This window comes from Streptomyces sp. NBC_01335, assembly GCF_035953295.1.
Lineage (GTDB): Bacteria > Actinomycetota > Actinomycetes > Streptomycetales > Streptomycetaceae > Streptomyces.
In genome coordinates this window covers 1,602,593-1,628,308 of record NZ_CP108370.1, presented here as the reverse complement: position 1 = coordinate 1,628,308, position 25,716 = coordinate 1,602,593, and the positions used below count along the sequence as shown (strand labels likewise).

Sequence of the window (25,716 nt, the reverse complement as noted above, 5' to 3'; positions counted from 1 at the left end):
CCGGCTCGCGTAGTCTCGGAGGAGAAGAGACAGGACCGGATCACGGACACGCCGTGAACGCCATCGGGGGAGGGGCGCACATGCTCATCGACACCTATGACCGGGTCGCCACCGACCTGCGTGTCTCCCTGACCGACAAATGCAACCTCCGCTGCACCTACTGCATGCCCGAAGAGGGCCTCCAGTGGCTCGGCAAGAGCGAACTGCTCAGCGATGAGGAGATCGTCCGGCTCGTCCGGATCGCCGTCGAACTGCTCGGCATCACCGAGGTGCGCTTCACCGGCGGAGAGCCCCTGCTCCGCCCGGGGCTGGTGGGCATCGTCGAGCGGTGCGCCGCGCTGACCCCCCGCCCCCGGATGTCCCTCACCACCAACGGCATCGGCCTCAAGCGCACCGCCGCCGCCCTCAAGGCCGCCGGGCTCGACCGGGTCAACGTCTCCCTCGACACCCTGCGGCCCGACGTCTTCAAGACCCTGACCCGCCGCGACCGGCACGGCGACGTGCTCGACGGACTCGCCGCCGCGCACGAGGCGGGCCTCACCCCCGTCAAGGTCAACTCCGTGCTCATGCCCGGACTCAACGACGACGAGGCCCCCGACCTGCTCGCCTGGGCGGTCGCCCACGGTTACGAGCTGCGCTTCATCGAGCAGATGCCCCTCGACGCCCAGCACGGCTGGAAGCGCGACGGCATGATCACCGCCGGTGACATCCTCGCCTCGCTGCGCACCCGCTTCGCACTCACCGCCGAGGACGACGGGACCCGCGGTTCCGCCCCCGCCGAACGCTGGACCGTGGACGGCGGCCCGCACCGCGTCGGGGTCATCGCCTCGGTGACCCGCCCGTTCTGCCGGGCCTGCGACCGCACCCGGCTCACCGCCGACGGGCAGGTCCGCACCTGCCTCTTCGCCCGTGAGGAGACCGACCTGCGGGGCGCGCTGCGCTCCGGCGCACCGGACGAGGAGATCGCCCGGCTCTGGCGCGTCGCGATGTGGGGGAAGAAGGCGGGATCGGGCCTGGACGACCCGTCCTTCCTGCAGCCCGACCGGCCGATGTCCTCGATCGGCGGCTGAGGGGGCGTACCGCTCCCGCCGGCCCGCGTGCCGGGATCAGCCCTTGACCGGGGGATCAGCCCTCGACCGGGGGATCGGGGATCAGCCCTCGGCCGGGGCCTCCCAGTCGGCCAGCGCCACGACGTCCTTCAGGAAACCCCGTACGCCCAGGAACTGCGACAGGTGCTCGCGGTGCTCCTCGCACGCCAGCCAGGTCTTGCGGCGCTCCGGCGTGTGCAGCTTGGGGTTGTTCCAGGCGAGCACCCAGACCGCGTCCGCGCGGCAGCCCTTGGCGGAGCAGATGGGGGTACCGGTGTCGCTCTCGGCGGAAGTCAGGGGGAAGTTCACGGCCTCCACCCTAAAACAGCCGGTGCGGCCGCCTCCGCGCGCGTCCGGAGGGAGAGAAAAAACGACGCCGAGCAGCCACGGGGGGAGCTGCTCGGCGTCGGTCTCTCGCTCCGACGGGGGATGCGGAGCGCATGAAGAAGTATGTCACGCACGCCCTGTCGGGGTGCACAGGAACTCCACGATTGAGTTGAGGTTTTCTGAGCTCTGCCCGACGGGGAAATCGTCCCTGCCCGTGCGGATTACCGGGGGCGGCCGTCGGCCCCGGTGGCCGTGTCCGTACCGGTCCCGGCGCGGTCCTCGGAGGCGTGACCCGCGCCCGGCGCGCCGCCCGTTCCCGCTCCGACGCCCGACTCCAGGGCCGGCAGCACGGGTGCGGGCACGAAGGTGGACGGCAGGGAAGGGGTGTTCTCCCGGCCCGCGTTGGCGATGACCACCGCCACGTACGGCAGCAGCAGCCCCAGGGCCAGCGCCACGATCGAGATGTGCCGCTCGACGTTCCAGAGGACCGCGGCGAGGATCACCGACACCGTCCGCACGGACATCGAGATCACGTACCGGCGCTGCCGGCCGCGCACGTCGTCGGCCAGCCCCTGCCGGGCCCCGGTGATCCGGAAGACCTCCGCCTCGCCGCGTTTGCCCATCATGTCTCCACCGCCTGCTCGCTGTGCCGGACGCCCCGGACCGGGCCAGGGGCTTTCCCAAGGTACGCCCGGCAGACTCCGCGATCGAGACCGGGTGGGCCGACCGCGCCCCCGCCCGCCCCCGTTCGGCATCGCCCGACATGCGCGAAAGGCCCCCGCACACGACACTTGAGCCCATATGCGCATGACGCGCAGTTCGAGGAGGCGGTATGAGCTGGTTGTGGGCGATCATCGTGGGCCTGGTGCTGGGTCTGATCGCGAAGGCGATCATTCCGGGCAAGCAGGACATCCCGCTCTGGCTGACGACCGTGTTCGGCATCATCGGCAGCATCCTCGGAAACGCCGTCGCGGCTTGGATCGGCGTCGAGGACACCAAGGGCATCGACTGGATCCGGCATGTACTCCAGTTGATCGGCGCGGTGGCGGTGGTCGGTGTCGGCGACGTGGTCTGGCAGTCGATCCGGGGACACGGCAAACAGAGAACCTGATCCCGGACAGCACGAACGGCGGAGGCCGGGCACGCGTGACGCGTGCCCGGCCTCCGCCGTGTTCGCAAGGGTTCAGCCCGCGGCGATCTCGACCACCGCGAGGTTCTTCTTGCCCCGGCGCAGCACCAGCCACCGGCCGTACAACAGGTCCTCGGCGGCGGGCAGGGCGTCGCCGTCGGTGATCTTGACGTTGTTCAGGTAGGCGCCGCCCTCGTTCACCGTGCGGCGGGCACCCGACTTGCTCGGCGCGAGACCGACCTCGACGAGCAGGTCCACCAGCGGCGCCGGCTCGGCGACCTTCGCGTGCGGCAGCTCGGAGAGCGCGGCACCCAGCGTCGCCTCGTCCAGCTCACCCAGCTCGCCCTGGCCGAACAGCGCCTTCGACGCGGCGATGACGGCCGCGCACTGGTCGGCACCGTGCACCAGGGTCGTCAGCTCCTCGGCCAGCGCGCGCTGCGCCGTACGGGCCTGCGGACGCTCCTCGGTGACCTTCTCCAGCTCCTCCAGCTCGGCCTGTGACTTGAAGCTGAGGATGCGCATGTACGGGGAGATGTCACGGTCGTCGACGTTCAGCCAGAACTGGTAGAACGCGTACGGGGTCGTCATCTCCGGGTCCAGCCAGACGGCGCCGCCCTCGGTCTTGCCGAACTTCGTGCCGTCCGCCTTGACCATCAGCGGGGTCGCCAGCGCGTGCACCGTCGCCGCGGGCTCCAGGCGGTGGATCAGGTCGATGCCCGCCGTGAGGTTGCCCCACTGGTCGCTGCCGCCCTGCTGGAGGACGCAGCCGTGGCGCCGGTACAGCTCCAGGAAGTCCATGGACTGGAGCAGCTGGTAGCTGAACTCGGTGTAGCTGATGCCCTCCTGCGACTCCAGGCGGCGGGCCACGGAGTCCTTGGTCAGCATCTTGTTGACCCGGAAGTGCTTGCCGATGTCCCGCAGGAACTGGATCGCGGACATGCCGGCGGTCCAGTCCAGGTTGTTCACCATGACCGCGGCGTTCTCGCCCTCGAAGGAGAGGAACGGCTCGATCTGCGAGCGCAGCCGGGTCACCCAGGCGGCGATGGTCCCGGGGTCGTTCAGCGTGCGCTCGGCGGTCGGCCGCGGGTCGCCGATCTGACCGGTCGCCCCGCCCACCAGCGCGAGCGGGCGGTGGCCCGCCCGCTGGAGCCGGCGCATGGTGAGGACCTGGACCAGATGGCCGACGTGCAGGCTGGACGCGGTCGGGTCGTAGCCGCAATAGAAGGTGACCGGACCGTCGCCAAGAGCCTTGCGCAGGGCGTCCTCGTCAGTGGACTGGGCGAACAGCCCGCGCCACTTGAGCTCGTCGACGATGTCCGTCACGGTTCCGTGTCTCCTTCAGCGAGTGAACAGGGGCCTCCGTGCCTGGTGGGCCCACGCCCGGCCAGTCTAAGCGGTGTCCCGGGCCGCACCCGATGGGTTTGCGGAGCGGGGCCCGGGACACCCCCGCTCACACCCCCCGGCTCACCGAACTCATGTTGAAGTCCGGGACGCGCAGCGCGGGCATCGCGGCGCGGGTGAACCAGTCGCCCCACTCGCGCGGCAGCGTCCGCTCGGTGCGGCCCGCCTCGGAGGCGCGGGAGAGCAGGTCGACGGGCGACTCGTTGAACCGGAAGTTGTTCACCTCGCCGACCACCTCGCCGTCCTCCACCAGGTAGACGCCGTCCCGGGTCAGCCCGGTCAGCAGCAGCGTCGCCGGATCGACCTCCCGGATGTACCAGAGGCAGGTCAGCAGCAGCGCCCGGCCGGTGGTCGCGGCCACCATCTCGTCCAGCGACCGCTCACCGCCGCCCTCCAGCAGCAGGTTGTCGATGGCCGGGGCCGGCGGAAGGCCCGTCGAGGCCGCCGTGTGCCGGGTGGTGGTCAGCCGCTCCAGCCGTCCGCCGGCGATCCAGTCGGTCGACTCCAGCGGCAGCCCGTTGTCGAAGACGGACGCCTCGTCCCCCGAGGAGTGCGCGATCACGAACGGGGCCGACTCCAGCCCCGGCGCGTGCGGGTCGCTGCGCAGGGTCAGCGGCAGCGGCGAGAGCGTCTCGCCCAGCCGGGTCCCGCCACCCGGGCGGGAGAACACCGTCCGGCCCTCGGCGGCGTCCCGGGCGGTCGACGACCAGAGCTGGTAGATCAGCAGGTCGGCCACGGCCGTCGGCGGCAGCAGGGTCTGGTAACGGCCGGCCGGCAGCTCGATCCGCCGCTCCGCCCAGCCGAGGCGACGGGCCAGCTCCGCGTCGAGGGCCGCCGGATCGACGTCCTTGAAGTCCCGGGTGGCCCGCCCGGCCCACGCGGACCGGGTACGGTCCGGCGACTTGGCGTTCAGCTCCAGGGTGCCGGTCGGCTGGTCGTGGCGGAGCCGCAGCCCGGCCGAGGTGCCCAGGTAGGTGGAGACCATCTCGTGGCGGGCGAAGCCGTACAGCTCCCGGCCCCCCGCGCGGGCCCGCGCGAAGGCCTCGCCGAGGGCCGGCGCGAAGTCGGCGAAGACGTCCGAGCCGGTCTCGGCGGGCGCGTCGGAGAAGTCCGGGGACACCGGTACGCCGGTGACCGGCGGCTGGGCGTCCTCGGCGGGGCCCGCCGCGCGGGCCGCCGCCTCCGCCGCCCGTACCAGCGGTTCCAGGTCGTCCGCCGTGACGGCGGAGCGCGAGACGACCCCCGAGGCCGTCCCCTCGGAGCCGTCCACGGTGGCGATGACGGTCAGGGTCCTGCCCCGGGTCACGCCGTTGGTGGTCAGGGCGTTGCCCGCCCAGCGCAGATTCGCCGAGGACGCCTCGTCGGCGATGACCGCGCAGCCGTCGGCGGTGGACAGTTCGAGGGCGCGCTCGACGATCTCGTACGGCTTGGTCACGCGGCTCATCGGCCCGCCTCCTGCGTCGTGTTGAGGATGTTCACGCCCCGGAAGAGAGCGGACGGGCAGCCGTGCGAGACCGCCGCGACCTGGCCCGGCTGGGCCTTGCCGCAGTTGAAGGCGCCGCCGAGCACGTACGTCTGCGGGCCGCCGACCTTCTCCATCGAGCCCCAGAAGTCGGTGGTCGTCGCCTGGTAGGCGACGTCCCGCAGCTGACCGGTCAGCTCGCCGTTCTCGATGCGGAAGAACCGCTGCCCGGTGAACTGGAAGTTGTAGCGCTGCATGTCGATCGACCAGGAGCGGTCGCCGACCACGTAGATCCCGCGCTCCACCCCGCCGATCAGGTCTTCGGTGGAGAGCCCGCCCGGGTCGGGCTTCAGCGAGACGTTGGCCATCCGCTGCACCGGCACATGGCCCGGCGAATCGGCGTACGCGCACCCGTTGGACCGGCCGAGGCCGGTCAACTCGGCGATCCGCCGGTCGAGTTGGTAGCCGACGAGAGTGCCGTCCTTGATCAGGTCCCAGGACTGAGCCTCGACGCCCTCGTCGTCGTAACCGATCGTCGCGAGTCCGTGCTCGGTCGTCCGGTCGCCCGTCACGTTCATCACCGGGGAGCCGTACGCCAGCTTCCCCAGCTGGTCGAAGGTGGCGAACGAGGTCCCCGCGTAGGCCGCCTCGTACCCCAGCGCCCGGTCCAGCTCGGTGGCGTGGCCGATCGACTCGTGGATCGTCAGCCAGAGGTTCGACGGGTCGACGACCAGGTCGTACCTCCCCGCCTCCACGCTCGGCGCCCGCATCTTCTCGGCGAGCAGCCCCGGGATGCGCTCCAGTTCGGCGTTCCAGTCCCAGCCGGTGCCGGTCAGGTACTCCCAGCCGCGGCCGGCCGGCGGGGCGATCGTCCGCATCGAGTCGAACTCGCCCGTCGTGCCGTCCACCGACACCGCCGTCAGCTGCGGATGCACCCGCACCCGCTGCTGCGTGGTGACCGTGCCGGCGGTGTCCGCGTAGAACTTGTTCTCGTGGACGGCCGTCAGCGAGGCGTCCACGTGCGCGACCCCCTCCGCCCCGAGCAGCCGTCCGCTCCACTCGGCGAGCAGCCCGGTCTTCTCCTCGTCCGGTACGGAGAACGGGTCGATGCCGTACGAGGAGACCCAGGTCCGCTCGCCGTGCACCGGCTCGTCCGCCAGCTCCACCCGCTCGTCCGAGCCCGCCGCCGCGATCACCTTCGCCGACAGCTTCGCCATGGCGACGGCCTGCGAGGCCACCTTCGCCGCCGCGTCCATCGTCAGGTCCACACCGGACGCGAACCCCCACGCCCCGCCGTGCACGACCCGCACCGCGAATCCGAGGTCGGTGGAGTCCGAGGCCCCGGAGAGGCGGGCGTCGCGCAGCCTCAGGGAGGCGCTGCGCACCCGCTCGAAGCGGAAGTCCGCGTGCGTGGAACCGAGCGCGCGGGCCCGCGCGAGGGCGGCGTCGGCGAGGGCCCGTAGGGGCAGGGCGAGAAACGACTGATCTACCTCGTGGGGCACTTCGGCCTGTCCTTTCAAGGGCTTCATCCCTGACTGTCGCTTCGGCAGTGAACCATGTCCCGTCCTTGCCGCGCATCCAGAAAGCCACAGGCACCTTCACAATCGGAAGGCGACCTTCCGGTACGAATATCTGATGATGTCTATGGAATTCACGCTCACGCGGTGAGAGGATTCGACGCATGCACGGGTGGGCACGGGGATTCAAGGCATGGCTTTCCTCTTTGGAGGAGCACGAACTGCGCACGCTCCTGTCGTGGCATCACTGCCTGAGGAGCAGGAGTTGTTCTCACGGGGAGGTTCAGGGCAAGCGCGGATTCCCGACGCGTAAGGAAGCGCACGCCGTGCGCGTGTGGGTGACCAAGGCTCGGGAACCGCAGCTGCTCCGGGTGGGAGCCTGTGCGATCGAGCGCTTCTGTCAAGTCCTGGACGTCGAAGTCGGCTTACCTCGATCTGTCATCAAAGACCCCACGTTGGAGCAGCTGTCACAGATGCTTCTCGTGATTGAACCTCCCTTCGCGCGATGCGCCCTGTACGGCATGCTCTCCCCCGAGATGGGGGAGCTCCCGGCTGCGGGGCTGGCTCTTGAGAACGAGGCACAGCTGCGCTCACAGGCGGATGCCACCCCTCCGCCCGACTTCGACATTGGGTCCGTGTGCGACGACGTAGACCAGCCAGAACAGGCCACGGAAATGTCATCCGGGGTTCCTGAAACACCTGAAGGAGAGAATGAGGCTGTGGCCCGCACGAGAGGTGGCCCGACCGCTGAGGATCTGCTGACGGAGTTGCAGGAGTCCGGCCGACTTCTGGCCCAGGCACTGAGAGCGGCCGCAGTCGCCGTGGAGGAGGGGACTCTGCCCGAACCGGGCTTCACCGAGGCTGCGGAACGATGGGTTGAAGCCCGGACGCTTGCGGGAGAGCAACTCACCGCTGAGGGGTGTTCATGGCCTGCCGACGCCGGATACGACCATGCGGAGTCGGACCTCGCACGGCTGCGCGAAGCCACCCTGGCGCAGCTCGAAGCGCTGCAGCGCAAGGCGGCTAGCTACACCGCGCTCCTCGAACTCGCCGACGAGGACGAGGCAGCCGATCTCCGCCGTCATCTGGACCGCGTGGAGCGGCGGATGGAGGAGCTCGGCGGGGGCGCCGCTTCCATCCCGGACACCGACGCGGCGGCCACGACGGAGGCGGCCGATCCGGCGGACCAGGACCCGGGAGACGACGGCGCCACGGCGCGAGCACCGGAACAGGTTGCCGAGGAGCGGCCGGCCGACACTGCGCCGTCCGCGGAGCCTGTGGCCGAGGAGACTCCGGAGCATGGAGCGCACTTGGTCCCGGAGGCCGTGGCGAAAGCGGCCGGAGAGGCTGAGAGCGGACCGGCGCCCGCCCCCGGCACCCGAGTGGCTGACGCGCGACTGTCCGGGACCGGGGAAGCGCCCCCCGATGCCCCGCTCACGCCGCTGGAGCGGGGCGCGGACGCGTTGCGGAACGAAGGGGCCGAGGCCACCGAGGAGCGGACCGACACGGAATCTGCGGCCAAGCAGTCGGCGCGGGTCCAGGCGTCCGAGGAGGAGACCACCTACCACGAGCCCTGGCCCGACGGAGTCGATCAGCCGGACTGGGACGCGCGCCTCCCCTGGGACACGGGCGCCGAGTCGCCCGTCGTGCGCCTGCTGCGGACGGGAGCCGTGGCGGAGGCGTATTGGCTGACCGCCGCCTCCGCCGAGACCCCCGTACGGGCGCGGGCGCTCGCCTTCGCCGCTGCCGCGTTCGGGTGCTCGTCCGACACCGAGGCAACGCCGGTCCAGATCGCCCACGAGTTCGACCCCGCTCTGGCCACGGAGGACCGCGAGGCATATCTGGTGGCCTTGGCCGCGGCGCTGCGTACCGGGGTCACCACACGGTGGCCCCACGTCCTCGTCGGGGGGTTCGTGGCACCCGCGGGACTCAACGGCCAGTGGCAGCACTTGCTCAGCGTCATGGTGGCCGCGGTTCGCGACGGCAGGGTCTTCGAGCCGGGCATGCAGCAGCCCGACGAGGTGCAACTGGAGGCCGATACCCGGGAGGAGATCAGCCGGACCGCCAAGCAGCTTCTGGACGACCTTCCGCGGCGCAAGATGAAGTATCAGCGGGCATCGCAGGTTCTCAAGCACCTGATCGGTCCGTCCGGGCGGCTCCGGCAGGCGTTGAATCAGGTCATCGAGTGGTCGGCGGACGCCGACCGTACCCGGGATGACAGCTTTCGGGCGGTCGGCGAGCAACTCTGGCGGCCCGAGGACGTCGACCGCCTCATCGAGGAGACCGACGCGCTCTTCCGGACCTCCAAGCAGGCGAAGGAGCCGATAACCGCGGGCGCCCTGCGCCAGCTCCACTCGGCGTGCAAATCCGTCGGCGAGGTCATGATGCGCGCGGAGGCCGCCGCGGTGGCGAACCGGCCCCAGCAGGGTGCCTCCGAGCGGGGTATCCCCGGGCTGGAGCTGGCGGTACGCGAGCTGGCGGACCAACACGACCCGGTCGGAGTGGGCGGGGCTGCCCTCGGACTGCTGCGGAGATGGCTGGCGAACGAGTTCACCGCCGTCACCGAGCATGCCGAGCGCCTTCGTGAGAACGGAGGGCTGGTCCCTTCGGACGACTGCCTTCTCGGCCTTCCGGAACTGCTGCGCATGCCGGACGGCCGTCCGGACCTGGACGACCCGAGAACGGCACGGCGTATGGCAGCCCTGCTCGCTCCCAAGGACGCCGAGGCCGCGCTCCGCCGCTACTTCGTGAACGGCGACCTCCATCTCGCCAAGGCGTTGATCGGCGTGGTCGAGCGGGAGCCGGCGGTGTACGGAGCCGACCCCGACTGGGCCGACCTCGCGCAGCAGCGCCTGGTGCAGGCACACGAGGACTGGCGTCGAGAGCTGTTGCTGCGCCATCGCGCCGCTGCCGGGCTGCTCGCGCAGATGCGTACCCTCAACCAGCTCGCGCCGGACAGGGAGCGGGACTTCGCCGGTCGGTTGCAGGAATTCGCCGACGGTGAGGAGGAAGGGCGCTACCGATTCGCCCTCTCGTCCCTCCAGACGCTGGAAGACGAATTGACGCATCTGGTCGACGAGTCCACCCGCGTCCTGCGCGAGGATCTCGCGCAACTGCGCAGGGACCCGGACAACACGCTGGACGCCGTGGGCCACGAGCGCATCGCGCGGCTCATTGATGAGGGTGACACGGTGACGGCGCAGGAGTTCCTCGCCCTCGCGTCGAGCCATCAGCCCCTGCCCGAACGCCTCGCGGACAGCGGCGCCGAGCTCGGTGAGTTCCTCTCCGGAGTGGTGGCCCCGGACGCGCCCCGGGCAGGCGGGGACGGCGTGGATGCCCAGTGGTGGGCGACGTTCTACTCGGACGGGGCCACCTCCTTGACCCAGGCGGCACGAGCGGGACTGGATTCCTGGCGCGCATTGTGCGGAAAGCAGGGGCGCGGCAGCGAGTGGCAACAGCACGTGCCACGTGTGCTCAGGCTGCTGGGCCTCGAACTCTTCGGGAATCAGCTGGTTGCCGACCGGGTTGCACTCGGTCAGGGCATGCGCCGGTTCAAGGTGCGGGCGAATGTGGCGGAACGCGCCGGCTACGTCGCCGCGCTGGGTTCGCGCGCCACGGCGTACACGGTCCTTCTGGTCTGGGAGGAGCAGCCGGCCGACGGCCCGCTCGCCCATCTGGAGGACGCGGACGTGGGCGCCAACATCGTTCTGTACTTGCATCCGCTGGGAGCCGAGGGGCGTCGCAGCCTCGCGGAGTCGGCACGCTCCTTCGCGCAGCAGGCACTCGTGATCGACTCGGCGGTCATGGGCTGGATGGCGGTCCGTGCGCCGGGGGCCTTCCGTTCGCTCCAGCGGGTGACCCTGCCATGGGCGGCCTACAACCCTTATACGCCCTTCGTGGCCGGCCTCGTGCCCCCCGAGGTCTTCTACGGGCGGGACGACGAGATGAGGGAGGTCATGGGACGCGAGGGGGGGATGTTCCTCTACGGCGGCCGGCAGTTGGGCAAGTCGGCCCTGCTGCGCAGGGTTGCGGAGATCTTCCCGAGCCGGGCCGACTCACATGTCGCGGTCTACCTCGACCTGCTCAAGGCGGAGATTGGCCATGCGGAGGCGCCCGAGCGTATCTGGAGCCGCCTGGTGGAGGACCTCAAGCGAAAGGGGGTCTTCACCAACAAGATGTCCGAGCAGGCGAGCCCCGAGGTCGTGGTGAAGAACCTTCGCGCATGGCTCGACGAGGACGACACGCGTCGGGTCCTGGTGCTCGCGGACGAGGCCGACGCCTTTCTCAACACCGACTCCCGCAGGGCGTTCAGCGTCGGCAGCGAGTCCACGTTCCCGAACGTGATGCGGTTCCAGAGGCTCATGGAGCAGACCGAGCGCCGATTCAAGATCGTGTTTGCCGGTTTGCACCAGGTCCAGCGGTTCGGCCATCTCTCCAATGTCTCCACCGTGCACGGAGGGCCCGACGTACTGGTCGGCCCCCTGGGCCAGCACGCGGCTGTACGCCTCGTCACCGAGCCGATGGCCGCGTTGGGATACGAGTTCGAGCGCGCCGAACTGGTGTGGCGAATCCTCGCCATCACCAACTACCAGGCCAATCTGGTGCAGATCTTCTGCCGCGAGCTGGTCCGCGTGCTGCACGCGCGCGCCTACGTTTTCTCGGACGGGCCTGTCCGGATCACTGGGGAGGACGTACAGAAGGTCGCCGCCTCGGAGACGGTCCGCCGCCAGATCGCGGAGCGTCTCAGGTTCACGATCAACCTGGAGGACCGTTATCGGGTGCTCGCGCTCGTCATCGCCCTGCGCAGCCTCAAGGACGGTTACCGGGGCGACTACACCGCGGCGGCCTTGCTGCAGGAGGCGCGCGAGGCGTGGCCCCAGGGGTTCGAGATGCTGAGTGCCAAGCAGGCCCAGATCTTCCTCACGGAGATGGTCGGCCTGGGGCTGCTCATACAGATGGGCGACCGTTCCCGCTTCGCGGTGCGCAGCCCGAACGTGGTGAACATGCTGGGTACCCGCGAGGAACTCGAACTCGAATTGAAGGAGACCGAGTTCGGCCTGCCGTACGACTACAACCCCAGGGCGGCGCGGCGGGTTCTGGGGCGTGACAAGAACAGCGTCCAGCGGTACAGCCCTCTGACGGAGGAACAGCTCCACGACACGGCACAGCCCGGCGTCAGTGTCATCGGGACGACCGAGCTCTTCCGGCCCGACCTGGTGGGGCAGGCTGTCGCGGCCTTCGCCGAAAACCGCGGAGTGGTGACGCTGAAGTACGCACGGGGCGAAGACCTCATGTCCCTCTTCAACCAGACCCGCCGCAAATCCCACGTGCTGATAGCCGACCTTCGGGGGAGTTCCGCCGAGGAACTGCGCACTTCGGTGTTCGCCCTCGTCGCCCACGCGGGTCCGGCCTCCGACGACCTCGTCCGGCAGGCGGCCCGCCGTTCCAGCAGCACCATGAACCGTTCGGCCGTGGTTGTCGCCGACGCCGCGACGGTGGGTGAGGTGATCGCGGCCGATACCGCGGAAGAACTTTCCGTCCGGCACCTGCGCCCGGAGAGATGGACCGCCGACGCGTTGCGAGCCTGGTCCGAATGCCCCTTCGTCTCGCGGGAAGACCGGAACCGTCTCGTCGCTGCGACCGGAGGCTGGCCTCACTGGATGGAGGCCGCGGTGACGGATGTCTCGGTGCACGGGTCCACGCTGGATCAGGCGGTCGAGCGAATCCGGAGTGTGATCGCCAAGCCTTCCAACTTCGAGCAACACCTGGGTAGGGCCGGACTGAGTGCGAGAGATCTCGAACTCATGACGTACTGGACGAGCTACGTGGAGGAGGGGCAGGGTGCTCCGCTCGACGATGTCCAGGCAGCCGTGGAACTCGACGAGTCCGACACCGATCAGTGGCTGTCCAGGCTGGACCAGCTCGGCCTTCTGGACCGGACGGACCAGGGGTTCGCTGTGGAGCCGGTGACCTATCGCGCGGTGCGGTCCAAGGCCGCCGACGGGGAGAAGTGAGGTGCGGGAAGGAGCGGACGACTCCTCGGCTTGGGCGGACCTCCCGGGCGTGAGCCGATGGGCGCGTGACGCGGTGGCCGACCTCGCCGCCGGCCGGAACTGCCTGTGGCTCTTGCCCGACCGACTCGTCGAGTCAGGACGTGCCGACGAGCTCTACCGGCGCGCTGCCTCCTGCCTTCCCATGTTCGTCGATGTTCCCTCCGCCGTGACGGACGTGGGGGCGATCGTGAAGGGGGCTGAAGTTCACCGGCGAGGAGACCCGTGGCTGGAGGATTTGGATCAGCTCCCCTACTTGGACACCTATGATGACGGCTTCGACCTCGGTTGGGACGAGAGGGCGGCCGTTCCCGTCTCTCAGGCGCCCCTGGCCCAGGCGTCGTCCGTGCGGGGGGCCGAGGACGAACTGACCGCGAGGATCGCCAAAGAACTATCGATTCCGGTCGAAAACCTGGTCGATGGACTCGTCTCCGAGGCCCGGAACGAGCCGTACGTGATCGGGATACGGGCCTGGGCGGAGCCCGAGGACTCGTCTCCCAGAGGCGCTGGAATCGAGCGGTTCCACCAGACTCTGAACTCCGCCGTGGCCGCGGCGGACCTGCCCCCCGGCGTGAGGCCGCGGCTGTTCGTGGCTGCCCGCCTGCAGGATGTGCCTGCGGCGATGTCGGACTCCGCGCACCTCGACCATACGGTCACGGCCGTTCACTGGTGGTGGGGGGCGCTGGGCCGACTGGACGTCTCTGTCGCGATCGAACCCCGTCTGAAGGAGGACGGCGGGGTACCGACCAGGGAACTGGACGCTTTGCGCAACCGCCTGCTGCGGGAGCTGAGGTCAGAGACCGTGGTTGAAATCTGTGGCCCGGATATCGACCTGGCAGAGCGGCTTGTTCTGCGGTGGGACGGTCGACAAGGCACCCTGGAAAGGGCGTTGCGGGACAGCTTGGCGGTTGGACCAGTGCCCCCTGTTGCCTTGTCGAAGACGCTGGCTCGGACAGGTGCCCGGCACCGGCCAAGTCCGGACATCCGTCAAGCTTGGGCCGGGGGTGCCGTGGCGTCTTGGGACGGTCGTCTGCGACTGCACCCGGCGATGTGGTTTCCCGCGGACCCGGCCGGCAAGGTGTCCGGCGACGGCAGAGCCAGGTTGAGCTCGCTTGTCGCCCAGGCACAGCAGAGAGTCGTGCTGCCCTGGATCGAGGAGGTCCGGCATCGCCTTGCCGAGCGTGCTCTGGGGCACCTGAACCGATCCGTCGAAGCTGTGGTGAACCAGTACTTAGAGAGGCCATCGCCGTTCCTCCGGGACTGGCCGCAGCGCGCGTTCCTGGAGCTGCAGGTGGGCGAACTCATTCGCGCGCACAGCCAGGGAGCTGTCACTCTGCCCGAACATGAGGCCACGTTGCTCCGGCTGCTGGTCAAGGTGCGGAACATCCTGTCTCACCGTTCGGTGCTGCGCGACGCGACGCTGGCAGAGCTCTGCGCGGAGCTGACCAGCGCGGATCTGCGGGCCGAATAGAGTCGGCGGTTCCGGCGTGAACGCTTGTCCCCCGAGAACCGGAGTCGCGCCGTACACCTCTCATGAGCTGTTCCGACTGTGGGAACCCCACAGCACCTCGCACGAGCCACTGTCAGGGCCCGATTCTCCGTACACCGCACCGTACCGATAGGTTTTCGACGTACCAGACCGTCAAGGAAAGGGTGATCCGTTGAGCCGCTCGGTTCTCGTCACCGGAGGAAACCGGGGCATCGGCCTCGCCATCGCCCGCGCCTTCGTCGACAACGGCGACAAGGTGGCGATCACTTACCGCTCCGGCGAGCCGCCTCAGGAACTCGCCGAGGCGGGTGTTCTCGCGGTCCGCTGCGACATCACCGACGCCGAGCAGGTGGAGCAGGCCTACAAGGAGATCGAGGAGAAGCAGGGCTCCGTCGAGGTGCTGGTGGCCAACGCCGGCATCACCAAGGACCAGCTCCTCATGCGGATGTCGGAGGAGGACTTCACCTCCGTCGTCGACACCAACCTCACCGGCACCTTCCGTGTGGTCAAGCGCGCCAACCGCGCCATGCTGCGCGCGAAGAAGGGCCGCGTGGTCCTCATCTCCTCCGTCGTGGGCCTCCTCGGCTCGGCCGGTCAGGCCAACTACGCCGCCTCCAAGGCCGGACTGGTCGGGTTCGCCCGGTCGCTGGCCCGCGAACTCGGCTCGCGGAACATCACTTTCAACGTCGTCGCGCCCGGTTTTGTCGACACCGACATGACGCAGGTGCTCACCGAGGACCAGCGCAAGGGCATCGTCGCCCAGGTCCCGCTCGGCCGCTACGCGCGGCCCGCGGAGGTCGCCGCGGCGGTCCGCTTCCTCGCCTCCGACGACGCGTCGTACATCACTGGAGCCGTCATCCCCGTTGACGGCGGATTGGGCATGGGTCACTGATCACCATGAGCGGAATTCTCGACGGCAAGCGCATCCTCATCACCGGGGTGCTGATGGAGTCCTCCATCGCGTTCCACACCGCCAAGGTGGCCCAGGAGCAGGGTGCGGAGATCATCCTCACCGCCTTCCCCCGCCCCACCCTGACGGAGCGCATCGCCAAGAAGCTCCCCAAGCCCGCGAAGGTCCTCGAACTCGACGTCACCAACGCCGAGCACCTCGACCGGCTCGCCGGTCTGGTCCGCGACGAGCTCGGCACGCTGGACGGCGTCGTCCACTCCATCGGCTTCGCGCCGCAGGACGCCCTCGGCGGCAACTTCCTGAACACCCCGTTCGAGTCGGTCGCCACCGCGATGCACGTCTCGGCGTTCTCGCTGAAGTCGCTCGCCATGGCCTGCAAGCCGCTGATGGCCGAGGGCGGCTCGATCGTCGGCCTCACCTTCGACGCGCAGTTCGCGTGGCCGCAGTACGACTGGATGGGCCCGGCGAAGGCCGCGCTGGAGGCCACCTCCCGCTACCTCGCCCGTGACCTGGGCTCGGACAACATCCGCTGCAACCTGATCTCCGCGGGCCCCCTCGGCTCCATGGCCGCGAAGTCCATCCCGGGCTTCGGCGACCTCGCGAAGGTCTGGGACACCCGGTCGCCGCTGGCCTGGGACATGACCGACCCGGAGCCCGCCGGCCGGGGCGTCGTCGCCCTGCTGTCGGACTTCTTCCCGAAGACCACGGGCGAGATCATCCACGTCGACGGCGGCGTGCACATGATCGGCGCCTGACCCGTACGGACCCCTGTCGGCCGCGCACCCGCATCCGGTTCTCCTCCGGAGGGTGCGCGGCCGACGCGCGTTCCGGTCGGTGTCCCGGTGCGTGTCCCGCACGGCGAACCGGGCCGGGCGAACCGGGCCGGGAAGTCGCGTACGGGGCACGTCCGGGTGCTCGCCCGTGCACGGTCCGTGACTCCCCGGGTCGAAAAGACCGCCGATCCCCCGCAGAATGTGGAGGAACCGGACTCTGGTCAGGCTGCGGGGAGGAGAACGCCGTGCGTCCCACGCGTCGCCGCACCTGGGTCCTGCTCGGATCCGCCGCAGCCGTCGCTGCCCTCGTGGTCCCGGTCGGTGTCCACGTCGCAGGCTCGGGCGGAGCCGCCGGATCCGAGGGCTCGGGCACCCGCGCACCGTCCCCGGAGCCCGCCGGATCGGAGTGCCGCACCACGGTCGAGGGCTCCCTGGTGATCGCCTACTGCCACAACCCGTACCCCTCCCTCGACCACGTCCGGCTGCACACGGAGTGCACCCGGTGGTGGGACGTGGACGGCGACGGCGCGGCGGTCGTCGTCGAACCGGGGCGTACGGTCCGGCTCCAGGACCGCTGCTGGAAAGAGGTGGCCACCGCCTGGGTCACCCACAGCGCGACGCCGGACGCCGTCTGAGCGCGGCCCGGGGGCCTTGGGGCCGGGCCCTTCCGGTCAGGGCCCTTCGGGCGGGCAGTGCAGCGCGTGGCTCCCCGCCTCCTCGGCCGCCCTCCGGGCGTCGCCCTCGCGGATCGCCTCGACCAGCCGCCCGTGGTCCATGAGGTCCTCCGGCCGCAGCTCCGGGCCCACGTCACCGCGCAGGTAGTCGCGCAGCACGTCGCCCAGGTCCGCGTAGATCCCGGTCAGTACGTCGTTGTGCGCGGCGGCCACGATCGCATGGTGCAAGGTGGCGTCGGCCTCGACGAAGCCCTCCGCGTCCCCCGCCACCCAGGTCTCCTCGCGCCGCGCCAGCAGGGCGTCCATCTGCTTGAGGTCCCGGTCGGTGCGCCGCCCGGCCGCCAGCCGCGCCGCCGACGACTCCAGGACCGACCGGAGCTCGGACACGTGGCGCGGATCGGCGGTCGCGAAGCGCCGTTGCATCACCCCGGCCAGCTCGCTGGTGGCCACCACGTACGTACCCGAGCCCTGGCGGATGTCCAGCAGGCCGTTGTGGGCGAGGGCGCGCACCGCCTCACGGACCGTGTTCCGGGCCACACCGAGCTGCTCGACCAGCTCGGGTTCGGTGGGGATGCGGGAGCCGACGGGCCACTCGCCCGAGGTGATCTGGTTCCTCAGCTGGGCAATCACCTGGTCGGCGAGTGCCGAGCGCCGGGGGGACGTCAGCGCCATGAGACTCCTTGTTCGGCAGTGCTCCGCAGTGCTCCGAGCCCTCGGTGGCCCGGAAACCTCCCGGCTTCCGGGGTGCGGTGAGGCGTGGTCCGGATTCTGTCAGGCGCGCCCGGGGCGTCCACGCGCCGGGCGCGCCGTCGTGGGTGGTGTCCGCGCCCCCGGGGGCGCCGTCTTCGGTGGTGTCCGCACCCCCGGAGCGCCGTCGCGCCGGGGTGGACAAGCAATCATCCCATGATTCTATGATGGCACCATGCTGGAAGACGTCACCGAGACACCCGACCCGGCCGCCGCGACCCCGGCACGGGGGCCCGATCCGACCGTCCCGAAGTCCGCGCCCTCCGCCGCGGGCGCCCCCGCGGCAGCCTCCCCGTGGCTGCCGCGCCTGCTCGCCGCGGGCCTCGTCCTGGCCGCGCTCAACCTCCGCCCGGCCATCACCAGCCTGGGCTCGCTCCTCGAAGAGGTGCGCGACGGGCTCCACATGAGCGGCGGAGTCGCCGGCGCCCTCACCTCGGTGCCGCAGCTCTGCTTCGCGGTGTTCGGGATCACCGCCCCCCGCCTCGCCCGCCGCTTCGGCCCCGCCGCCGTCGTCCTCGCGGGCATGGTCGCGATCACCGCCGGCCTGCTGATCCGCCCCTTCACCGGCTCCACCGTCGGATTCCTGCTCGCCAGCACGCTCGCGCTGATGGGCATCGCGGTGGGCAACGTCCTGATGCCGGTGATCGTCAAGCGCTGGTTCCCCGACCGCGTCGGATCGATGACCGGCCTCTACTCGATGGCCCTCGCCTTCGGCACCGCCCTGGCGGCCGCGGCCACCGTGCCGGTGACCGACGCGCTGGGCGGCAACTGGCGGGCCGGCCTCGCCGTCTGGGCCACGCTCGGCGTCCTCGCCGTACTGGTCTGGATCCCGCTGGTGGTCCGCAGCCGCGCGGGCGCCACCGCGGGGGCGGCCGCGGCGGTCCCGCAGCAGGCGGCCGTCGACTTCAAGATCACCAGGATCCCGACCGCCTGGGCCCTCGCCTGCTACTTCGGGCTCCAGTCCACCGCCGCGTACATCACCATGGGGTGGATGCCGCAGATCTTCCGGGACGCGGGGATCTCCGCGAGCACGGCGGGCGTACTGCTCGCCATCACCATGGTCATGGGCGTGCCGCTCGCCTTCGTCATCCCCCGGGTCGCCGCCGGGATGCGCAACCAGGGCCCGATCGTCCTCTTCCTGGGGGCCTGCGGCCTCGCCGGGTACGCGGGCCTCTACCTCGCGCCGGCGGGCGGCGCCTGGTTCTGGGCGGTGCTGCTCGGCATCTCCAACTGCTCCTTCCCGCTCGCCCTCACCATGATCGGCATGCGTACCCGTACCGGCGCGGGCGTGGCCCGGCTCTCGGTGTTCGCCCAGTCCACCGGGTATCTGATCTCGATTCCCGGCCCGCTGCTCGTCGGCGTGCTCAACGAGCGCAGTGGCGGCTGGGGCCTGCCCATCGCCTTCATGGCGGCACTGATGGTTCCGCAGATCGTGGTGGGTGTGTTCGCCGGACGGGACCGGACGATCGACGGCCACGGGTGAGATGCGAGACTTGCCTCATGCCAGTGCTCGATCCGCATCCCCAGAACGGCCAGAAGAAGCTTCTCCTCGTGCTCGGGGCCATGCTTCTCATCACTGTGATCATCGGAGTCATCGCCTCGGTGTTCGCGCCCTGACGCCGCGCCTCGGTGTTCGCGCCCTGACGCCGCGCCTCGGTGTTCGCGCCTTGACGCCCGCGCCTTGACGCCCGCGCCCCGACGATCGTGGCCGGCCGTCCCGCGCGGCCGTACGCCCCGCGCGGGCGGGTGCCTCCGGCGGAGGGGTGGGGACAGCCCCACCATCCCCTAGGGGGCCAGGTTCAGGGTCGAGTGGGTGGGTCACCGGATGGGCGGCCCGTCCGCGCTTCCGTAGGTTCTGGGTAAAGGAACCCACGACCCTCGGAGGCGGCCATGCCGGCCCGTACGAACCCCCGGTCCGCGCGAGGGCCGGCCGCCGGGGCACCGGTGCGACTGCCCTGGTGGGCGCTGGCGCTGCCGGTGCTCGCGTTCGCCGTGCTGCTGCTCATGATCACCGACCCGGAGCAGGCGCAGGCCGCCCCCGCCGACCCCGGTTTCGGCCGGTTCGTCGAGCGCGCGCTCGATCAGCTGTCCTACTGAAGGCCCCTGAGGGCCCTCCCCGTCACCCCTGGCGGTCGAGCCCGTCAACACCCTGCGCCCGGGGCGCAGATTCGTGCGAAGCTGAACGACATGAGCGTCGACACACCTCGCAGGATCGTTCTTCTCCGGCACGCGAAGGCGGAATGGTCGCAGGCCTCCGATCACGAGCGGCCGCTCGCGGAGCGCGGACGCAAGGACGCGCCCGTGGCCGGACGGAAGCTCGCCGATTCCGGCATCGACTTCGACCTTGCCCTGTGCTCGACCGCCGCCAGGACGCGGGAGACCTGGAAGCTGGCGGTCCACGAGTTCGAGCAGCGCCCCAGGACCGTGTACGAGGAGCGGCTGTACGACGCCTCCCTCGGCGAACTCGTCGCCCTCTTCAACGAGACCCCCGACGAGGTGCGCAACCTGCTCGTCATCGGCCACAACCCGGGGATGCACGGCGCGGCGGACGCCCTCGCGGGCTCGGCCGAGGGCGATGTGCTGGCCCGGCTGACCAGGGACGGCTTCGCGACCGCCGCCTACGCCGTCCTGGAGTTCCCCGGCACGTGGAAGAGCGTCGAGCTCGGCGCGGGCAGGCTCACCGACTACTGGACGCCCATCGACTGACCGGTTCCACGGTACGGAAAGGGCCCCGGCGCGCCGCGTGCGCGCGCCGGGGCCCTTTCCGTACGTACGGGGGACGGGCGGAGCGTCCCCAGGCGCGGGGGACGTCCGAGGCGGATCGTCCGCAGGTGCCCGCGGCGTCCGAGGCGGGTCGTTCTCAGGCGCCCGGGGCGTCCGCCGCCTCGACCTCTTCACGGGTGATGCCCAGCAGATAGAGCACGGTGTCCAGGAACGGCACGTTCACCGCCGTGTGCGCCGCCTGCCGGACGACCGGCTTGGCGTTGAACGCCACGCCGAGACCCGCGGTGTTCAGCATGTCCAGGTCGTTGGCGCCGTCGCCGATCGCCACCGTCTGCGCCAGCGGAACGCCCGCCTGCTCGGCGAAGCTGCGCAGCAGCCGGGCCTTGCCCGCCCGGTCCACGATGTCGCCCACGACCCGTCCGGTGAGCTTCCCGTCGACGATCTCCAGGGTGTTGGCGGAGGCGAAGTCCAGCCCCAGCCGCTCCTTGAGGTCGTCCGTGACCTGGGTGAACCCGCCCGACACCACGCCGACCTGGTAGCCGAGCCGCTTCAGCGTACGGATGAGGGTACGGGCCCCGGGGGTCAGCCGGACCTCCGCGCGCACCTTCTCCACGACGGACTCGTCGAGTCCGGCCAGCAGGGCGACCCGGGCGTGCAGGGACTGCTCGAAGTCCAGCTCCCCGCGCATCGCCTGCTCGGTCACCGCGGCGACCTCCTTCTCGCAGCCGGCGTGCGCGGCGAAGAGCTCGATCACCTCGTCCTGGATCAGCGTCGAGTCCACGTCCATCACCACCAGGCGCTGCGCCCGGCGGCTCAGACCGGCCGACATCACCGCCACGTCCACACCGATCTGCGCCGCCCCGACCGCCAGCGCGGTCCGCAGCTCCTCGGTACCCGCTCCGGAGACCGCGAACTCGACGGCCGTCACCGGGTACTTCGCGAGCCGGAAGATCCGGTCGATGTTGGCGCCGGTCGAAGTGATCCTGGCCGCTATGGCGGCGGTCGACTCGGCGGTCAGCGGGTTGCCCAGCACGGTCACGTGGGAACGGCCGTCGCCGCGCGAAGGGTTGTCACCCGTCCCCGAGATGATCTCGGCCTGCAGCTTCAGGGACTCGGCCCAGCTGTGCACGGTCGCCCGCAGATCGCCCTCGGTGGTGCCTCCGGCGGTCGGGGTGGTCACCAGTGCGCACAGCACGATCCGGCCACGGGTGACCACCTGCTCGATGTCCACGACGTCCACCGCGTAGGCGGCGAGCGTGTCGAAAAGCCCGGCGGTGATACCGGGACGGTCCTTCCCGAAGATCTTCACGAGAAGAGTGGGGGAGTCGCTGCCCGGACGGGACCCGGGGAGCTCGGAGGACGAGGGAGACGGAGATGGCTGAGATGCGCTCATGGTGGTTCCACCGTATCGGTCGCCCCTGAGGCCCCGGCACGCCGTCCCGAGTAGCGGACACCCGGCCCCGCGACCTGCGGGACCGCCCGCCGCCCCGCTGGTGGCCCCGCCACGGACACCGCCCGAGGCACCTGCCGGAACACCTCCGCGGGGCCCGCCGCGCCGCCCGGAACCCGTCCCCGCCAACGCGCCCCGGGGCGCCCGGCTTTCGGATCGGGGAGTCCGCCTGCAATAGTGCCCCCCGATGTTCAGCATCCCTGGGCTTCCGCACAGCGGGGGAATATCGGGGGACGACAAGTGGGGCGCGGAGTGCCAGAACTCGTACTGGAACTGAATGGCAGAACCTGGACGCTCGATCCGTCCAGGTCGTACACGCTCGGACGTGATCCGCAGGGGGACCTGACGTTCGAGGACGCCCGGGTCTCGTGGCGGCACGCCACGATCGCCTGGGGAGGTCACGGCTGGTTCATCGAGGACCACGGCAGCACCAACGGCACCTATGTGCGGGGCGACCGGGTGCAGCGGGCGGAGATCGGCCCCGGCACCGAAGTGCGCCTCGGCAACGCCAACGACGGACCCAGGGTCGCCCTGACCGCTCCCGCCGCCGCGCCGCCGCCGGCGCAGGCCGGACCGGCCCAGCAGGCCGCGTACCAGCAGGCCCCGGCCCAGCAGGCTCCGTACCAGCCGCCGGTGGCGCAGGCCCAGCAGGCGGCGCCGTACCAGCCGCAGGCCGCCCCGTACCAGCCTCCCGTCGCGCCCGCGCCGCAGCAGGCCTGGCAGCAGCATCCGCAGGACCGGGCGGCGCAGGACTGGGGAGCGCAGGCGCAGGACCGGGTGGCCCAGGTCCCGCACCAGCAGGGGCCCTTCGAGGGTGCCGGGGGACCGGTGCACAGCGACCGCAGCCCGACCACCTTCCACCAGCTGGCGATCGGCCGGGTCATGCGCATCGGCCGTGCCCTGGAGAACGAGCTCGTCGTCTCGGACCTCCAGGTCTCGCGCCTCCACGCCGAGTTCCACGCGACCCCCGACGGCCGCTTCGAGATCCGCGACCTCGGCTCGCACAACGGCACGTACGTCAACGGCCAGCAGCTCCAGAAGTCCGGTTCCGCGTTCCTCGGGCCGAACGACATCGTCGGCGTCGGCCACTCCACCTTCCGGCTGGTCGGCGACCGGCTGGAGGAGTTCGTCGACACCGGTGAGGTCTCCTTCTCCGCCCGCCACCTCACGGTGACGGTCGACGGCGGCAAGCAGATCCTCAAGGACGTCTCCTTCGGGGTCCCCGAGAAGTCGCTGGTCGCGGTGATCGGGCCGTCCGGCTCCGGCAAGTCCACCCTGCTCAAGGCGCTCACCGGCTACCGGCCCGCCGACCAGGGCGACGTCCTCTACGACAACCGTGACCTCTACAAGCAGTTCGCCGAGCTGCGCCAGCGCATCGGGCTCGTCCCGCAGGACGACATCCTGCACAAGGAGCTCTCGGTCACCAAGGCCCTGAAGTACGCGGCCAAGCTCCGCTTCCCCGCCGACACCACCGAGGCCGAGCGCCAGGCCCGCATCCACGAGGTCCTCGTCGAGCTGAAGCTCGACATCCACAAGGACAAGCTGGTCACCTCCCTCTCCGGCGGTCAGCGCAAGCGCGTCTCGGTCGCCCTGGAGCTGCTGACCAAGCCGTCGCTGCTCTTCCTGGACGAGCCGACCTCGGGCCTCGACCCGGGCATGGACCGCGACGTGATGCAGCTGCTGCGCGGCCTCGCCGACGACGGCCGTACGGTCCTCGTCGTCACCCACTCCGTCGCCGAGCTGGCGATCTGCGACAAGCTGATCGTCATGGCACCCGGCGGTGCGGTGGCGTACTTCGGGCCGCCGGAGGAAGCGCTCAACTTCTTCGGCTACGACACCTGGGCCGACGTCTTCTCCGCCTTCGAGAACTACCGCGACTACGACTGGGCGGGCCGCTGGCGGGGCTCGCAGCACTACCAGATGTACGCCGCCGACATCGACGCCGTCGCCGCGCAGCCCGTGAACACGGCACCCCCGCAGCAGCTGCGCCCGCCCAAGCCTCAGGGCTGGGCGACACAGCTGTGGACCCTGATCCGCCGGTACGTCTCGGTCCTGGCGTCCGACAAGTTTTTCCTGTGCCTGATGGTCATGATGCCCGTAGTCCTGGGCGCCCTCGCCATGGTCATCCCGGCCAAGCTCGGCCTGGTCGCCCCCGCCGGCCCCCAGAAGTACAACGGCAAGGCCGGTTCGATCGTGCTGGTCCTCGCGGTCGGCATAAGCCTCGCCGGTGCGGCGAACTCCGTGCGAGAACTGATCAAGGAACGCATCATCTACGAACGGGAACGGGCCACCGGCCTCTCCCGGTCGGCGTACCTGATGTCCAAGGTCATCGTCCTCGGCGTGATCACGATGCTGCAGGGCGTCATCATCTGCGCCATCGGTCTCCACGGCCGGCAGCTGCCGGAGGAAGGGCTCGTCATGCCGCCGGCCGTCGAGATCTGTGTCTCGATCATGGCGCTCGGCTTCGCCTCGGTGATGGTCGGCCTGGTCATCTCCTCGCTGGTGAAGACCGCCGAGAAGACCATGCCGCTGCTCGTCATGTTCGCGATCGTGCAGGTCGTCTTCGCCGGGGTGCTCTTCCAGATCTTCGACTCTCCCGGCCTGGAACAGCTCGCCTGGCTGGCGCCGTCGCGCTGGGGCGTGTCCGCGGCGGGCGCCACGCTCGACCTCTCCCGTCTCATGCCACCGTGGGACGCTGAGAACCCCACCGACCTGGACCCGCTCTGGGAGCACTCGGCGGGCGTGTGGGCCACCGACCTCGCGGTGCTGGTGGCGTTCGGTGCCGTCTGCGGCTTCGTGGTCGCCCGGCTGCTGCGCCGCCACGAGCCCGAGGTCATGCGCAAGTAGGGGACGGCCTCGCGCTCCCGGCCGTGCCCGGGTACGCGGACGCGCCGGAGGGCGGCACCCCACTCGGGGTGCCGCCCTCCGGCGGTTTCAGCCGTGCTCAGACCTTGGGCCCGCGGTCCTGCCGCGAGGAGCCGGTCAGTACGCGCTGTCGACGTTGTCGATCGAGCCGTACTTGTCGGCCGCGTAGTTGGCCGAGGCGGTGATGTTGGCGACCGGGTCGTACTGGCTGTGGACCGTGCCCGCGACGTGGTAGTAGTCGAAGGTCGGCTTGATGATCTGGAGCAGACCGATCGACGGGACGCCGTTCCGGGCGTTGATGTCCCAGTCGTTGATGGCGCGCGGGTTACCGCTGGACTCGCGGATGATGTTGCGGTGCAGCCCCTCGTACGTACCGGGGATGCCCTTCTCCTTCATGATCGCGAGGGACTCGCGGATCCAGCCGTCCAGGTTCTCGGCGTAGACCGGCTTCCGCTCGGCGGAGCGGCTGGCGGACTCGTTGGACGAGCGCTGCGCGGCGTCGGACTTGGCCTTGGCCTTCGCCGCGTCGGCGGCCTTCACCTTCGCCGCGGCCTCGGCACGCTCCAGCGCCTTCGCGTCGGTCAGCGCCTTCGCGTCGGCGACGGCCTTGGTGCGGGCGGCCTCGTCCTTCGCCTTGACGGCGTCGGCGGCCTTCACCAGCTTCGCGGCGGTCGAGTTCTGCTCGATCACGCTGTCCTGCACGGCCTTGGCCTGAGCCGAGTCGGCTGCCGACGCGAAGACGACCGGGGACGACGCCACGGAGGCGTTGGTGCTCTCGGCCTGGGCGCTGCTGGGAACCAGCGAGAACGTCAGGGCGGCAACACCCAGCGCGGAGACGCCGGCGACGGACAGCTTCTGCGTCTTGTTCAGACGACGGGTTCGGTCAAATATGCGGGACGCGGACATGCAGACGTACCTCTTCGAATCGTTGGAACCCCTCGCGGGGCGCCAGGACGGAGAGTGGCGGTGCGCCTCTCTGTCAGGTGGAAATGCAATTCTTAGCGACCGCAAAATGCCCTGGCAAAGGTGTGACGTACGAAGCCGTCTAGTGGATCAGAGTCTTATGTCCGTTTCGTCGAGGCCCGTCATGACGGGTTAAATCACCCTTAT

The 25,716-nt window shown here is 70.4% G+C and carries 20 protein-coding genes; 12 read left to right on the top strand and 8 right to left on the bottom strand.

The features are described from left to right. Positions 1-80: 80 nt before the first annotated feature. A complete protein-coding gene (gene moaA / locus OG599_RS06695) occupies positions 81-1,070 on the top strand; it encodes a GTP 3',8-cyclase MoaA (RefSeq protein ID WP_327179943.1) in 990 nt (329 codons plus the stop codon). A gap of 81 nt (positions 1,071-1,151) precedes the next feature. Here moaA and OG599_RS06690 read toward each other — a convergent pair whose 3' ends face one another. Both OG599_RS06690 and OG599_RS06685 read right to left on the bottom strand, forming a co-directional pair. After that, positions 1,152-1,397 carry a hypothetical protein gene (locus OG599_RS06690; protein ID WP_327175021.1) on the bottom strand — a complete coding sequence of 82 codons (246 nt, stop codon included), beginning with the start codon at positions 1,395-1,397 and terminating at the stop codon, positions 1,152-1,154. 239 nt (positions 1,398-1,636) lie between these two features. Further along, a complete protein-coding gene (locus OG599_RS06685) occupies positions 1,637-2,041 on the bottom strand; it encodes a DUF3099 domain-containing protein (RefSeq protein ID WP_327175020.1) in 405 nt (134 codons plus the stop codon). Positions 2,042-2,247: 206 nt separating this feature from the next. Here OG599_RS06685 and OG599_RS06680 point away from each other — a divergent pair, with 206 nt between their 5' ends. Beyond that, positions 2,248-2,526, top strand: a complete 279-nt coding sequence (locus OG599_RS06680; RefSeq protein WP_327175019.1) for a GlsB/YeaQ/YmgE family stress response membrane protein — start codon at positions 2,248-2,250, stop codon at positions 2,524-2,526. A 72-nt stretch (positions 2,527-2,598) separates the two neighbouring features. Here OG599_RS06680 and tyrS read toward each other — a convergent pair whose 3' ends face one another. The 3 genes from tyrS to OG599_RS06665 form a co-directional block, all read right to left on the bottom strand. Further along, positions 2,599-3,867 carry a tyrosine--tRNA ligase gene (tyrS, locus tag OG599_RS06675; RefSeq protein ID WP_327175018.1) on the bottom strand — a complete coding sequence of 423 codons (1,269 nt, stop codon included), beginning with the start codon at positions 3,865-3,867 and terminating at the stop codon, positions 2,599-2,601. Positions 3,868-3,994: 127 nt separating this feature from the next. Further along, positions 3,995-5,389 (bottom strand): metallopeptidase TldD-related protein, encoded by a 1,395-nt coding sequence (locus tag OG599_RS06670; RefSeq protein WP_327175017.1) that lies wholly within the window; start codon positions 5,387-5,389, stop codon positions 3,995-3,997. Continuing rightward, on the bottom strand, positions 5,386-6,909 hold the full coding sequence (locus OG599_RS06665; RefSeq protein WP_327175016.1) for a TldD/PmbA family protein: 1,524 nt from the start codon (positions 6,907-6,909) through the stop codon (positions 5,386-5,388). The genes OG599_RS06670 and OG599_RS06665 overlap by 4 nt, the downstream gene beginning before the upstream one ends. Before the next feature lie 734 nt (positions 6,910-7,643). Here OG599_RS06665 and OG599_RS06660 point away from each other — a divergent pair. The 5 genes from OG599_RS06660 (at position 7,644) to OG599_RS06640 (ending at position 16,781) form a co-directional block, all read left to right on the top strand. Further along, the gene (locus OG599_RS06660) at positions 7,644-12,938 is read left to right on the top strand and encodes a hypothetical protein (RefSeq protein WP_327175015.1); all 5,295 of its coding nucleotides are present in this window, start codon (positions 7,644-7,646) and stop codon (positions 12,936-12,938) included. 73 nt (positions 12,939-13,011) lie between these two features. Then, positions 13,012-14,445 (top strand): hypothetical protein, encoded by a 1,434-nt coding sequence (locus OG599_RS06655; protein ID WP_327175014.1) that lies wholly within the window; start codon positions 13,012-13,014, stop codon positions 14,443-14,445. A gap of 190 nt (positions 14,446-14,635) precedes the next feature. Further along, complete coding sequence (gene fabG, locus OG599_RS06650) at positions 14,636-15,355, top strand: 3-oxoacyl-[acyl-carrier-protein] reductase (RefSeq protein ID WP_327175013.1); 720 nt, start codon at positions 14,636-14,638, stop codon at positions 15,353-15,355. 5 nt (positions 15,356-15,360) lie between these two features. Further along, on the top strand, positions 15,361-16,128 hold the full coding sequence (gene fabI / locus OG599_RS06645; protein ID WP_327175012.1) for an enoyl-ACP reductase FabI: 768 nt from the start codon (positions 15,361-15,363) through the stop codon (positions 16,126-16,128). 263 nt (positions 16,129-16,391) lie between these two features. Further along, on the top strand, positions 16,392-16,781 hold the full coding sequence (locus tag OG599_RS06640) for a hypothetical protein (protein ID WP_327175011.1): 390 nt from the start codon (positions 16,392-16,394) through the stop codon (positions 16,779-16,781). A gap of 36 nt (positions 16,782-16,817) precedes the next feature. Here OG599_RS06640 and OG599_RS06635 read toward each other — a convergent pair whose 3' ends face one another. Further along, the gene (locus OG599_RS06635) at positions 16,818-17,492 is read right to left on the bottom strand and encodes a FadR/GntR family transcriptional regulator (RefSeq protein WP_327175010.1); all 675 of its coding nucleotides are present in this window, start codon (positions 17,490-17,492) and stop codon (positions 16,818-16,820) included. Positions 17,493-17,742: 250 nt separating this feature from the next. Between OG599_RS06635 and OG599_RS06630 the strand changes: the two genes are divergently transcribed. The 4 genes from OG599_RS06630 (at position 17,743) to OG599_RS06615 (ending at position 20,273) form a co-directional block, all read left to right on the top strand. Next, on the top strand, positions 17,743-19,050 hold the full coding sequence (locus OG599_RS06630; RefSeq protein ID WP_327175009.1) for a CynX/NimT family MFS transporter: 1,308 nt from the start codon (positions 17,743-17,745) through the stop codon (positions 19,048-19,050). A 17-nt stretch (positions 19,051-19,067) separates the two neighbouring features. Continuing rightward, positions 19,068-19,184 carry an SGM_5486 family transporter-associated protein gene (locus OG599_RS06625; protein ID WP_327175008.1) on the top strand — a complete coding sequence of 39 codons (117 nt, stop codon included), beginning with the start codon at positions 19,068-19,070 and terminating at the stop codon, positions 19,182-19,184. A gap of 273 nt (positions 19,185-19,457) precedes the next feature. After that, positions 19,458-19,664: a hypothetical protein gene (locus OG599_RS06620; RefSeq protein ID WP_327175007.1), complete on the top strand. Its 207-nt coding sequence runs from the start codon at positions 19,458-19,460 to the stop codon at positions 19,662-19,664. A gap of 90 nt (positions 19,665-19,754) precedes the next feature. Next, positions 19,755-20,273, top strand: a complete 519-nt coding sequence (locus tag OG599_RS06615) for a SixA phosphatase family protein (RefSeq protein WP_327175006.1) — start codon at positions 19,755-19,757, stop codon at positions 20,271-20,273. A 154-nt stretch (positions 20,274-20,427) separates the two neighbouring features. Here the strand turns inward: OG599_RS06615 and serB are convergent, their stop codons facing one another. After that, a complete protein-coding gene (gene serB / locus OG599_RS06610; protein ID WP_327175005.1) occupies positions 20,428-21,684 on the bottom strand; it encodes a phosphoserine phosphatase SerB in 1,257 nt (418 codons plus the stop codon). 297 nt (positions 21,685-21,981) lie between these two features. Between serB and OG599_RS06605 the strand changes: the two genes are divergently transcribed. After that, the gene (locus OG599_RS06605; RefSeq protein WP_327175004.1) at positions 21,982-24,588 is read left to right on the top strand and encodes an ABC transporter ATP-binding protein/permease; all 2,607 of its coding nucleotides are present in this window, start codon (positions 21,982-21,984) and stop codon (positions 24,586-24,588) included. A 135-nt stretch (positions 24,589-24,723) separates the two neighbouring features. On the opposite strand, the gene OG599_RS06600 is transcribed toward OG599_RS06605, so the two are convergent. Next, on the bottom strand, positions 24,724-25,512 hold the full coding sequence (locus OG599_RS06600) for a transglycosylase SLT domain-containing protein (RefSeq protein WP_327175003.1): 789 nt from the start codon (positions 25,510-25,512) through the stop codon (positions 24,724-24,726). Positions 25,513-25,716 lie beyond the last annotated feature (204 nt).